Source organism: Lysinibacillus sp. ZYM-1 (genome assembly GCF_001308875.1).
GTDB lineage: Bacteria > Bacillota > Bacilli > Bacillales_A > Planococcaceae > Lysinibacillus.
Genome location: NZ_KQ465118.1, coordinates 1 through 13,082 on the forward strand (window position 1 = coordinate 1; position 13,082 = coordinate 13,082).

Annotated in this window: 12 protein-coding genes and 1 rRNA gene; 10 read left to right on the forward strand and 3 right to left on the reverse strand. The window is 38.2% G+C overall.

Annotated features, from left to right (window positions below; genetic code table 11):
* Window positions 1-98: ribosomal RNA gene (rrf, locus tag AO843_RS11800) — 5S ribosomal RNA — on the forward strand; the annotation flags it as partial.
* Window positions 99-191: 93 nt separating this feature from the next.
* Here the strand turns inward: rrf and AO843_RS11805 are convergent.
* A complete protein-coding gene (locus AO843_RS11805; RefSeq protein ID WP_054611301.1) occupies window positions 192-863 on the reverse strand; it encodes a LytTR family DNA-binding domain-containing protein in 672 nt (223 codons plus the stop codon).
* Window positions 864-1,076: 213 nt separating this feature from the next.
* Between AO843_RS11805 and aceA the strand changes: the two genes are divergently transcribed.
* A complete protein-coding gene (gene aceA, locus AO843_RS11810) occupies window positions 1,077-2,360 on the forward strand; it encodes an isocitrate lyase (protein ID WP_054611302.1) in 1,284 nt (427 codons plus the stop codon).
* A 103-nt stretch (window positions 2,361-2,463) separates the two neighbouring features.
* Window positions 2,464-4,062 carry a malate synthase A gene (aceB, locus tag AO843_RS11815; protein ID WP_054611303.1) on the forward strand — a complete coding sequence of 533 codons (1,599 nt, stop codon included), beginning with the start codon at window positions 2,464-2,466 and terminating at the stop codon, window positions 4,060-4,062.
* 262 nt (window positions 4,063-4,324) lie between these two features.
* Here aceB and AO843_RS11820 read toward each other — a convergent pair whose 3' ends face one another.
* The gene (locus AO843_RS11820; protein ID WP_197278918.1) at window positions 4,325-4,993 is read right to left on the reverse strand and encodes an O-methyltransferase; all 669 of its coding nucleotides are present in this window, start codon (window positions 4,991-4,993) and stop codon (window positions 4,325-4,327) included.
* 127 nt (window positions 4,994-5,120) lie between these two features.
* Between AO843_RS11820 and AO843_RS11825 the strand changes: the two genes are divergently transcribed.
* The 6 genes from AO843_RS11825 to AO843_RS11850 all read left to right on the forward strand — a co-directional run bounded on the left by AO843_RS11825 (window position 5,121) and on the right by AO843_RS11850 (window position 10,170).
* Window positions 5,121-6,011: a LysR family transcriptional regulator gene (locus AO843_RS11825; protein ID WP_054611305.1), complete on the forward strand. Its 891-nt coding sequence runs from the start codon at window positions 5,121-5,123 to the stop codon at window positions 6,009-6,011.
* A 73-nt stretch (window positions 6,012-6,084) separates the two neighbouring features.
* Complete coding sequence (locus AO843_RS11830) at window positions 6,085-6,480, forward strand: GntR family transcriptional regulator (protein ID WP_054611306.1); 396 nt, start codon at window positions 6,085-6,087, stop codon at window positions 6,478-6,480.
* A 4-nt stretch (window positions 6,481-6,484) separates the two neighbouring features.
* Entirely contained in the window at window positions 6,485-7,579 is a 1,095-nt protein-coding gene (locus AO843_RS11835) for a DUF1648 domain-containing protein (RefSeq protein WP_054611307.1), read from the forward strand.
* Between the two features lie 74 nt (window positions 7,580-7,653).
* Window positions 7,654-8,325, forward strand: a complete 672-nt coding sequence (locus AO843_RS11840; protein WP_054611308.1) for a response regulator transcription factor — start codon at window positions 7,654-7,656, stop codon at window positions 8,323-8,325.
* Window positions 8,322-9,692: a HAMP domain-containing sensor histidine kinase gene (locus AO843_RS11845; protein ID WP_054611309.1), complete on the forward strand. Its 1,371-nt coding sequence runs from the start codon at window positions 8,322-8,324 to the stop codon at window positions 9,690-9,692. The genes AO843_RS11840 and AO843_RS11845 overlap by 4 nt, the downstream gene beginning before the upstream one ends.
* 73 nt (window positions 9,693-9,765) lie before the next feature.
* On the forward strand, window positions 9,766-10,170 hold the full coding sequence (locus AO843_RS11850) for a hypothetical protein (protein WP_054611310.1): 405 nt from the start codon (window positions 9,766-9,768) through the stop codon (window positions 10,168-10,170).
* A gap of 50 nt (window positions 10,171-10,220) precedes the next feature.
* On the opposite strand, the gene AO843_RS11855 is transcribed toward AO843_RS11850, so the two are convergent.
* On the reverse strand, window positions 10,221-12,146 hold the full coding sequence (locus AO843_RS11855) for an SEL1-like repeat protein (RefSeq protein WP_231630132.1): 1,926 nt from the start codon (window positions 12,144-12,146) through the stop codon (window positions 10,221-10,223).
* Between the two features lie 155 nt (window positions 12,147-12,301).
* Between AO843_RS11855 and AO843_RS11860 the strand changes: the two genes are divergently transcribed.
* Entirely contained in the window at window positions 12,302-13,015 is a 714-nt protein-coding gene (locus tag AO843_RS11860) for a glycosyltransferase family 2 protein (RefSeq protein WP_054611311.1), read from the forward strand.
* The last annotated feature ends 67 nt before the right edge of the window (window positions 13,016-13,082 follow it).

Sequence of the window (13,082 nt, forward strand, 5' to 3'; positions counted from 1 at the left end):
GAGGTCACACCCGTTCCCATACCGAACACGGAAGTTAAGCTCTTTAGCGCCGATGGTAGTTGGGGGCTTCCCCCTGTGAGAGTAGGACGTCGCTAGGCATTTGAAAGACCAGAGAAGATTATCTCTGGTCTTTTTTGTGGTTTTCAATGGAAGAGGGCAAAGCTGTCTCTTGAATAAGACAGCTGGTATAGTTAAAATTCAAGCGCACTTCTCAAGTGATTGATATAAGACTGACTCACTGGTAATTCACTACCGTCCATTAATGTAATAATAAAATTTGACGTTAAATCACGTGCCATTTTTTTTATAAAATGAATATTAACAATATAGGATCTATGAATACGAATAAAGTATGATGGTAACCTTATTTGGAGTTCTTTAAGGGTAATGTTCGTTTTAAATTGTTCGCTTTCTACATAAAACCATGTTTTTTTCTGTAGGCTTTCGATATGGGATATTTTATTGATGGCCACAGGATTCCACTCTTCGTCTTGTTTCCCCGTTAAAAATTGATATGGTTCTGTTCTTTTAATAGGGAAAGTTGAAGGCAGGATCACTACTAGAGCAGCTGGTTCATTTTGAATGAATATAGGATATCCGATACCGTAATAGGGTGAATCAAATAACGAATTATCTAAGATTGCTTCCGTCTTTTGCTGTGTGCGCAATACCTGATCAGCAATACTATCTGGTAATACTTGCTGCCCAATCTCTAAATGCATACTATGATGCTTAGAATGACTAAAGACATAAGAATTTTCAACAGCAATTGCAATGGATGAATCAGCAGGAATCCAATCTTTCAACATTAAAATATATTGTTCTGAAATAGCTTTTGCCAAAGAATTTAACTTGTTGTTCATTGTGAATATCCCCCTTGTTTGTAAATAATATTCCAAATTCCGTCGTTGAAAAAGGTAGCTTCGTCATGGAAATTTGGTCTTTTATCAAAAAATAATGAAAATTCAAATACTCTGTTATATATTAATTTACAACAAATAAACCTGTTATGGAACAGTAAATTAAAGTTTTTTAACAGAGGATATTGTACACAAAGGGGAAGGTGGAATTTCAATATGTCAACTCGTCAAGAAAGAATTGGGGCTTTAGAAAAACAATGGGCTGAAAACCCACGCTGGGCTGGTATTGAGCGCACATATTCAGCTGAAGAGGTTGTTAAACTACAGGGTACTGTAGTAATTGAACAAACATTGGCAAAAAAGGGTGCGACTCGACTATGGAATTCATTACAGGAGGAACCGTTTATTAATGCACTGGGGGCATTAACGGGTAATCAGGCAGTACAACAAGTTAAAGCTGGACTAAAAGCTATCTATCTATCAGGCTGGCAAGTAGCAGCGGATGCGAACCTATCTGGACAAATGTATCCAGATCAATCATTATACCCAGCCAACTCTGTACCAGCAGTAGTTAAACGAATTAATCAAGCACTTCAACGAGCAGATCAAATTGATCATGCGGAAGGACGTGTCGATCAATTTGATTGGTTTGCTCCAATTGTAGCAGATGCAGAGGCAGGTTTTGGTGGTCCTCTTAATGTATTCGAGCTTGTCAAAGGCATGGTTGAAGCTGGAGCAGCTGGTGTTCACTTAGAAGATCAATTAGCTTCAGAGAAGAAATGTGGGCATCTTGGCGGTAAAGTTTTACTTCCAACACAAAATGCTGTTCGTAACTTGGTTGCTGCGCGATTAGCAAGTGACGTTATGGGTGTAGATACAATTTTAATTGCACGTACTGATGCTGATGCTGCTGATATGGTTACTTCAGATATTGACCCACGTGATGCAGAGTTTATTACTGGTGAAAGGACTCCTGAAGGTTTCTTCCTTACAAAAGCAGGCATCAAACAAGCAATTGCGCGTGGCTTAGCTTACGCACCATACGCAGATTTAATTTGGTGTGAAACTTCTAAACCATCACTTGAGGAAGCTCGTGAGTTTGCAGAAGCTATTCATGCAGAGTTCCCAGGAAAAATGCTTGCATACAACTGCTCGCCTTCATTTAACTGGAAAGCAAATCTTTCAGAAGAAGAAATTGCAGAGTATCAGCGTGAGCTTGGTAAGCTAGGTTACAAATTCCAGTTTGTTACTTTAGCAGGATTCCATGCATTAAACCACTCTATGTTTGAGCTTGCACATGATTATAAAGATAATGGTATGGCGGCATATTCTAAGCTGCAGCAAGCTGAGTTTGCCTCTGAATCTAAAGGCTATACAGCTACACGCCACCAACGTGAGGTAGGTACTGGATACTTTGATGAGATTTCTCAGGTTATCTCTGGTGGTACTTCTTCAACAACGGCAATGGCTGGATCTACAGAAACTGAGCAGTTCGTATAAGAAATGCGTGTTTTCCTAAATTCATAATCATAGAGTAGTCTCCTCCGCTCCTCCTAAAGCGGAGGAAGACAAAACTAAAATCACAAAGGTGGGTAAACAACCAATGAAACAAGCAACGACAGGTAAGCTTAAAATTGTTGGCGAACAAAACGAGCAATCAAATGAAATTTTAACACCTGAAGCTCTTGAGTTTGTTCTTGCCCTACACGAAAAATTTGATGCTCGCCGTAAAGAGTTATTGCAGGCTCGTCAGAAAAGGCAAAAACGCCTTGATGCGGGAGAGAAACTTGATTTCTTACCTGAAACAAAGCATATTCGTGAAGGTGAATGGTCAATTGCACCGCTTCCACAGGACTTGCAGGATCGGCGTGTTGAAATTACAGGGCCGGTTGACCGTAAGATGGTTATTAATGCTTTAAACTCTGGAGCAAGGATGTTTATGGCTTGTTTTGAGGACGCATCTTCTCCAACATGGGAAAATATGATCAGTGGTCAAATTAATATGCGTGATGCTATTAATAAAACGATTGAATTTACACAAGCATCCAATGGTAAAACATATAAACTAAATGATGAAACAGCAGTGTTATTAGTTCGTCCGCGAGGCTTACATCTGCTTGAGAAGCATGTACTTATTGATGGTGAACCGATTTCAGGAAGTTTCTTTGACTTTGGTTTGTATCTATTCCATAATGCTAAAAATGCGCTGGCGCAAGGTACTGGGCCTTATTTCTATCTACCAAAGCTTGAAAGCCATTTAGAAGCTCGTCTATGGAATGATATCTTTGTATTTGCGCAAGATTATATTGGCATTCCGCAGGGCACTATAAAAGCTACTGTATTAATCGAAACAATTTTAGCGGCGTTTGAAATGGATGAAATTTTATATGAGCTACGTGAACATTCAGCTGGTCTGAATTGTGGGCGCTGGGACTATATTTTCAGCTACATTAAACGTCTTCGAAATCAAGCTGATGTTATTTTACCAGACCGAGGCCAAGTTACTATGACTGTTCCATTCATGAAAGCCTATACATCTTTATGTATACAAACATGTCATAAGCGTAATGCACCAGCAATGGGTGGAATGGCTGCACAAATTCCGGTTAAAAATGACGATGAGGCAAATGCAGTGGCATTTGCAAAGGTAGCTGAAGATAAACGACGAGAAGCAACAGAGGGGCATGATGGTACTTGGGTAGCACATCCAGGTATGGTGGCAACAGCAATGGAACAATTTGATGCCATTATGACAACACCAAACCAAATTCATAAAAAGCGTGAGGATGTACGCGTTACTGCGGAAGATTTAGTAGCTGTGCCAGAGGGCACAATTACACTGGAGGGTCTTCGCGTTAACTGTAGTGTTGGAGTACAATATATTGCTTCATGGCTTCGTGGTAATGGAGCTGCACCAATTAATAACTTGATGGAGGATGCTGCGACAGCAGAAATCTCTCGTACACAAGTATGGCAATGGATTCGTCATCCAAAAGGGATATTAGACGATGGACGCGGTATTACTTTAGCGTTTGTCTTTGAAGTTTTGGAAGAAGAGCTTGTGAAAATTAAAGAGGCTGTTGGGGAACAAGCTTATAACAGTGGTCGCTTTCAGGAAGCTGCTGAACTGTTTAAATCTTTAATTGAGCAAGATGAATTTGCGGAATTCTTGACACTTCCAGGCTACGAAAAATTAGCGTAAAATACAAATCTACTAAAAACATATCCAACTTTCCTAATAACACTGGATTGCATTTAAATACAATCCATCCTATAAGGTAACGGGGTCTGTTCCCCCGTTTCTAAAGAGATGAGCACAATCGTATTAAAGGGGTCTATTTATAAAAGTATAGAGATTTTAAGGGGTGAAAGGTGTCTTACGAGCTTAGATGGGGAGCTTGTAAGACATCTTTTTGGTAAATCCGCGTAACTGTTTTACAAGTCTACGCGGATTTTTTCCTATTTTAGTTTACTATGGCAAGTACAAAGCCATCATAGCCTTTGACACCAACGGTTTGTATAGCTGTTGCCTCAATTCGGGGCTCCTCTTTTAACAGATCTAGAAATTGCTGTACGCCTTTAACACGTTCATCTACACTATCTACATCTGTTACGGCACCATTACGCACTACATTATCTGCCATGATAATAGCACCAGAATTCGCAAGTTTTAAAGCCCACTTCAAATATTCAGGATTATTGGGCTTATCCGCATCAATAAAAATAAAATCAAACAATTGTCCATTTCTTTTTAAGTATGGTAATGTATCTAATGCATTTCCGACAATAACTTCGATCTTTTCTTCAAAACCTGCATTTCTTATATTTTGCCTAGCCACTGAGGCATACTCTTCATTAATTTCTAAAGTCACTACTTTCCCTTCTTTAGAGAGGGCTTGAGCTAAGCAAATACTGCTATAGCCACCAAGTGTGCCAATCTCTAAAATATTTACTGCTCTTTTCATTTTAGCTAGTAAATACAATAGTTTACCTTGAGTCGGGGACACATCAATTTCTGGTATTCCTGCAGCTTTATTAGCCTGTAGTGCAGCATTAAGATAGCTGTTTTCTGGTAGAAGTTTATCCATAAAATATCCATCTACATTATGCCAAACATTTAACTCTGTCATCATACAGTCCTCATTTCTATGTGATTTAAAAGTGCAAGCTTGCATATAGAGTGTATGATAAAATTAATCATAAAAAAAATATATTATTATTATTTATGTATAACCTCAGATTATAGATGGGAGTGAAATCATGAATATTCATGGCTTAAAATTGTTTTATCATGTTGCTACTACAGGTAGTTTCACTAAAGCCGCAGAGTTATTACATATTAGCCAGCCAGCTGTTTCGAGCCAAATTAAACGATTTGAGCATGAAATTGGGGTACAGCTCTTTAAGCAGCAGGGGCGAGGTGTAGTACTCACAGAATTTGGCGTAGCCCTAGCGGAGAAAGCTCAAAATCTTATTGCCCTTGAACATCATATCGAAACATTTGTAGAAGATTACCGCCTTGCAAAAGCAGGGGATTTACATATAGTGGCTACCTACCTGCCAGCAAATTTTTTAATCCCAAAATGGGCCGCTACTTTTAAAGCTGCTAATGAACATGTGAATTTAATGATTACAACGACCAATACCAAGGATGCCTTTGAGCAACTTATTCACTATAAAGCCGACATTGCGATATATGGTGGAGGAATTTCCGAGAGACCTAAAGAAATATGGTGGGAGGAACTATATGAGGATGAATTATGGTTTGTGGTGTCACCCAATCATAGGTATGCTCATCAAACCATTACATTAGTTGAAATGTTTCGGGAGCCATTTATTATGAGAGAGAAAGGGAGTTCGATGAGGGAGCATCTTTTTTCCTTGTGTCAAACATATCAAGTAAAGCCACCAAAAATTGCGCTACAATTTAATGGGATAAATGAAACAATACGTTCTGTTATAGCAGGATATGGTGCGAACTTTATTTCTTCCCTTGCAGTTAGGGAATATGTCGAGAGTGGGCAATTGGCAAGGGTCAATATTAAAGATATACATCCTGTTAAACATAAAATCGCTATTTGTACGAGGAATAATGAAAAACAAAATTTATTAGTGCAAAAATTTATCGAGAAAATTAAGAGTTCCCTATAAAAATTTCGTACCTCATGCACATTCAAATAAAATTTGTTATACTAGTTATATAACAAATATGGAGCTGATAAACATGTTTATTCAAATAGAGCCGCAATCTGATGTTCCAATCTATGAACAAGTGACACGTCAAATAATTGAAGGTATTGCAAGAGGTGATATGAAGCAAGGCGATACCTTGCCATCTGTTCGGAGTTTAGCTGCTGATTTAGGCGTTAATATGCACACTGTTAATAAGAGCTATCATGAATTAGAAGCCAAAGGAATAATAGCTATACGTGCTAAATCTGGAGCCATTATACGTTCAACAGAGGAGAGGGCTTTGACACATGCGCAACTACAACAAATTGAAAAGAATTTGAAGCCTGTTGTGGCAGAAGGTATGGTGCTCGGTGCAACAGTGGAACAAATTGAGCACATGATGAAAAAGGTGTTCGCAGATTTGCAAATACCAGCAGAGGGAGTGTAGCAACATGCTACTTGGTGTTTTTATATCTATTTACATCATGACATTAGTTTTACAAATGATCGTTCCTTTTATCGTACGAGAGACCATTGTTTTTGGAGTCACTGTACCTGATCAAAACATTAAGCATCCTGTCTTAGCTAATATGAAAAAGCGTTATGCTCAAATAGTAGGTGGCACAGGTATTGTATTGTTAATCGTTATGATTATTAGTTACAATATACTAACTTCTGAATCTAATCAAAGTATGGTTTTACTGGGTTGTTTATTTAGTATGCTTACCTTGAGTATGGTACTGTACTGGGTAAATCACCAAAAGATATTAACTCTGAAAAAGCAGGAACAGTGGGGCGTAAATATCAAACAAGTCCGTGCAGTTGATCTCACAGCACGAAGTCGTGATGAGATGCTTCCTTGGTCGTTCTTTGCTATACCTTTAGGGATAGCAGGATTTTTAATTATTTATAGCATTCTTCATTACGATCAAATGCCAACTAATATAGCAGTACATTGGGGGCCAAATGGGGAAGCTGATGCTTGGAGAAACAAGACGTATTTATCAGCTATTTCTTTGCCCCTTAGTATGTTAATGATGCAATGCATGATGTGGGGAATTACCGATTCCATTAAACGTTCTGCTATCAAAATAGCTGTAAATCGCAAGGCGGAGTCACTGGAGGATCAGCTAAAGACTCGAAAATATATGAGTTGGCAAATTTTGTTGGTTAGCTATGCTTTAACAGTATTATTAACGGTGTTACAACTTAGTAATATCTATCCTGCCATGACTGTGGGCTATAAGCTATTACCTGTATTTGTTTTATTTTTAGCTGTTGTGCTCGGTTCACTCTTTATTTATGTTGTGAAAAAACGCAAATATAGAGTACGCTATGAAGAAAATATTGATTCACAGATAATGGATGTGGATGAAGATCGCTATTGGAGGGGCGGCTTAATTTATATGAATCGTCAGGATCCCTCCATATTTGTAGAAAAACGATTTGGGGTAGGTTGGACCATGAATCTTGCAAATCCAAGAGGATATATTGTCATTGTCTTACCATTTCTCTTATTGCTGTTGATTTCTATATTTTCGTTATAAAATATATAGTGATATATGATGAAAAATTCGTTCCAAGTGAGCGAATTTTTTTCATATTGATTGGAGGTAGTCCGATGAGAATACTTGTTGTCGATGACGATGTGCATATTTTACAGCTAGTAAATATTTATCTAACAAGAGAAGGTTATCAAGTGTTACGGGCAGAAAATGCCCAGCAAGCACTAGCGTTACTGAACGGGAATCTACCTGATTTAGCTGTTGTTGATGTGATGATGCCAGGTATGGATGGATTCAAACTTACCGAGACTTTAACACAAGATTACGATATTCCTGTTTTATTATTAACAGCGAAAGGTGAACTTGAAGATAAAGAGCGAGGCTTTTTAGCAGGCTCAGATGATTATGTTGTGAAGCCTTTTGAGCCGAAAGAATTATTGTTTCGTATAGCAGCCATATTACGTAGATTGGATAAGAAAAATCAAATAACCATCCAAATCGGCAAACTAGTAATTGATCGCCGTAGCTTTGAGGTTATTATTGGGGAAGAGACACTTATCTTACCTTTAAAAGAATTTGAATTGCTGGCTTTATTGGCGTCTCGTCCTAGCCAAGTATTTACACGGAGCTATATAATGGAGCAAATATGGGGCTATGACTATGATGGAGACGAGCAGACGTTGAATACACATGTGAAGCGGGTTCGAGAAAGATTAAATCGTTTTGAAACTGCTGTTGAGATTACAACGGTACGAGGCGTTGGTTATAAGCTAGAGGAAACGTCATGAAGACTTTATACAGTAAATTTGTTGTGACAACATTGCTAGTGATGATTGGAAGCTTGTGTATTGGTTTTTTAGCGACGAATACATATTATCATCAAGTGGTAAAAGAAAAAAACGATACAAAAAACGTTATCATAGCACAGGGGATTGCTCATTATATTGAGACAGCTAAGCCAGAGGATTTAGACAACTATTTAATGACACTTGGCGAAATTGGCTATCAAATATATGTAACATCTGGCCGAGAAGGGCACTTTTTTGGTGGAGAATATCGTGATAAAGTATTGTCTGAATCTGTTGTTGAATATGTTTTAAATGGGAAAGTCTATCATGGTATGCGGGATTTCCCAAAAGAAACTTTTATGACAGGCTTTTTTGCTAACGAGTTGATTAATACAATTGGTGTACCATTCACATATGAAAATAAGTCATATGCATTGTTTATCAGACCAGATATTCGCTTATTATTTTCTGAGGTGCACACATTATTGGGCGGCTTAATGCTTGTGATGACAGTGCTGAGTTTACTAGCCATGCTACTATTTGCTAAGGCATTAATTCGTCCCATTACAAAGCTAACAGCGGCTACTCAACAGCTTGCACATGAAAAGTTTACAGTATTGGACATTGACCGTGGGGATGAATTAGGCCAATTAGCTACTAGTTTTAATATAATGACCAAGAAATTACAGGAAAATGATCGTGTGCGAAAGGAATTTATTAGTAATGTATCACATGATTTTCAATCACCTTTATTAAATATTCAAGGATATGTTGACTTACTTAAAAATCCTTTGCTGACAGAGAAGAAAAGACAGGAGTACGCAGCAATTATTGAGTTGGAAACAAAGCGCTTATCAACTTTAACGCAGCAATTATTGTTATTAACATCACTTGATCAATCGACAAGAATTGCCAAACGTGAGCATTACCGATTAGATGAACAGCTCAAGGAAACTGTACGGAAATATCGCTGGCAGATTGAGGAGGCGCAACTTCAAATCACCTATAAACTAGACCAAGTTATTTTTAATGGGGATGCAGGGCTTCTACAAAATGTATGGGATAACTTGCTGACAAATGCGATTAAGTACAATGTGGAGGGTGGACAAATACATCTATATTTACAGGAAAAACCTACTTCACTTGAAATCCTTGTTGAGGATAATGGAATAGGTATGACTAGTGATCAATTGGCAAAGGTGTTTGACCGTTTTTATCGTGCGGACTCCTCCAGAACGAAGCAAGGGACTGGATTGGGACTAGCGATAGTTAAACAAATCGTAGAGCTACATGGAGGCACTGTGCAGATAGAAAGTATGATAAATGCTGGGACAAAGGTATATATTCATCTACCAATTTTGTCATAAGGAGTTCATGTAAAGTTCATGTTCCCCCTATAAACTGCTACTTAGTTGAAACAAACTAAGGGGGAGTTTTCGTATGGAACAGAAGTGGAGTATACGCCTTATTCGATTGGCTGCCATTTTTGCTTTAATCGGAACGTATTTAGGCTCGCATATGTCCGGTTCAGGAAGCTACGAGTATAGACCAATACATGCACATATTTTGCTTGTTGGTTGGCTGAGTATGTTTGCATGGGGTATTTTTTATCGAGCTTTTAAAGTGAAATCACAAAAATTAGTGAATATTCATGGTTGGACAGCTATTCTTGGTGTTATGGGTTTAACAGTAGGGATGTGGTTCTACAATATCAATCCATTTCATTTCAGTAGCACATTTACATTAGTTTTCTTTATTGTAGGTGGAACTACGTTATTAATTAGCTTTGCTTTGTTCATTGTAGTAACATTTATGATCATACAACAAGAGGATATGAAAAATTAGTAAAACCTACTGTGTCACGATAAGTTCGAGACGCGGTAGGTTTTAATTGATTATTGGATATCTTGAAGTGATTTTTTCAGCCATTTTGTGGACTCTTGATAATCTTGGGCAACACCATGCCCTTTTTTATAGAGCATACCAAGTTGGAATTGCGCCTTTTGATGCCCTTGATTAGCGGCTAGTCTATATAGTTGGGCAGCTTTTGCAAAATCCTTTGGTACGCCCTGTCCATGGCTGTGCATTTGTGCTAATTGGAATTGTGCCTTCATATGTCCTTGTGCCGCAGACTGTTCAATCCACTTTGCGGCTTCTGTGTAGTCCTGTGCAACACCTTTGCCTTTATCAAATAAATTGCCTAGCTGATATTGGGCACCTGCATGCCCTTGAATGGCAGCCAGTCGATAGCATCTACGTGCTTCTTCCAAATCCATAGAAACCCCTAACCCTTGCTCATATAATAAGCCTAATTGATATTCAGCCTGAATATGGGACTGATCAGTTGCGGCTCTCCACCATTGCACTGCCTCTGGATAGTTAACAGGAACAACGCCAGCTGTCAGTAATAGGCCTAGCTCGTATTGAGCTTCCACATAACCTCTTTCAGCAGCAGCCTTTAGGTGTGGTAAAGCTTTATCGGGTTGCTGAAGTTGATAGACATAAATACGCCCAAGCTCGAAGCCAGCACTAATATGTCCTTTTTCAGCAGCGAGTATTAGCCACTTCTCTGCTAATACCATATCCTGTTCCTTTTCATAGAGAAGGCCAAGATAATACTGTGCATTTAAATGACCTTTATGCGCGGCTAACTTGAACCATTTTAAGGCTTCTATATGATCTTTGGTGATCCCCTGGCCAGTATTGTAGAGCATGGCAATTTGAAATTCTGCATTCATATGGTCTTGTAAAGCAGCCTTGTGAAACCATTTTGCTGCTTCTGCAAAGCTTTGTGAAACCCCACGACCTTTAAGATACATATAGCCGAGATTATATTGTGCACTTGCATCTCCCGCTAAGGCAGCATTCTCAAAATAAGTGCTGGCCTCCGCATAGCTTTGCTCTACACCTGTACCATTGTGATAAAGAAACCCTAGATTGTTTTGTGCACTTGTATTCCCTTGATTGGCGGCTAAGGTGTACCACTTGGCCGCCTCAAGGAAATTTTGCGACATGCCTAGTCCTTGATTATAAAGCACACCAAGATTGTACTGAGCATCTGCATTTCCTAAATCAGCAGCTATTTGGTAGTGGTGGGCGGCTTGCATATAATTTGGTTCCACACCTTGTCCTAGATGAAAGAGTACCCCAAGACTATAATGTGCATTGGCATCATTTTGTGCTGCAGCTCGTTCATACCACATTTTTGCAAATGCATAATCTTTTTTGACCCCTCGCCCATGATTGTAAAGAGCCCCTAAATTATATTGAGCACTGGCATCACCATTTTGTGCAGCAAGTTCAAACCAATTAGCAGCATGTTTATAGGCTTCTGTTGATTGGTCATGCTGATGTAGGTTTTTATCAAACATCGAAACTGCCTCTTCGGCGTTATTTGATCTAAAGCTACGATCATAGCGTTTCATAAACCATTCAACAATATCACTCATATAATCAATAACAATTTTGGCTGCTTTTGTCTCCACAAGTTCGTTACTAGTATGGCTCGTCATTTTATAAACTAGATTCATTAATAGGAAAATCCGACGAGGATGAATTTGGGCTGCAAAACTCCGATTATTTAACAGCACGCGAACATTTTTTAATTTTGGCGCAGTATGCATTTCCAGCCGATAAATCTCATATAGAATTTCTTCTAAAACGAGAAGGGACTTTTGTAAAGAAACTGCAGGATTCGAAATGGCGAGCAAACTAGCATCCTGTAAATTGTTAGCTAATATTGTGAAGGACAACTTCCTTAATTTCTGACACTGTTCTTCTAGAATTTCGTAATGTATGACGATAGTACCCACCTCCTTCATACTATTCTCTTTTTTCATATATCGGAGAAATATCGATTTTATTGATATGTTTTAATGGGATTCATCAGTTGAATTGTTGCTGTTACATGATACTATTTGATATAAGGGAAATTCATAGATATGAAAAGCCTGACAGCCTTAGGTGGAGGATAGATATGAAAAATATTGCAGCTATTATTCCAGCATATAATCCGCAACAATCACTTATTACCTATGTACATCAGTTATTAGCAACGACCATTACACAAATTATTATTGTCAATGATGGGAGTGATCAGAAATATAAAGATATTTTTGAGGATCTTAAAAAAATAGAAGGTTGCCAAGTCCTTCAGCATGATGACAACATTGGAAAAGGCGGCGCACTTAAAACAGCCTTTGCATATATACGAGAGCAAAAAAGTTTATGCCATGGGGTACTCACAGTAGGTGCGCATGGTCAACATACATTACAAGATGTAAAGCTTGTCTTAACAATGACAAAGGTGTTTTCAGAAGGCATTGTACTAGGCGTGCGGAACTTCCATTCTGCCGATAGTACATTTCTTTCTTATTGGGGTAATCGAGCAACGAGCCTCTTTTTTGAACTACTGTATCATCGGAAATTGATGGATACTCAAACGGGTTTACGTTATATTTCTATAAATGAATTACCTTGGCTGATGAAAATAAAAGGTGATCACTATGATTATGATACAAATATGCTAATTGCTGCACTTAAAAGAAAGTGCCCTATTTTCGAGGTAGAGATTGGGCAATTACGAATAAAAAAGAATACCATTATTCAGTATGATGAAATAACAAATGCGAGCTCCATTATAAGGCGAATGCTTATGAATTATTTAAAACCAAGAAACAATGATGACTAGGTTTAAATTTGAAATAATGAGCTAGGATAAAGTATAACAATTACTCAATAGAACGTAGCGAGTATAG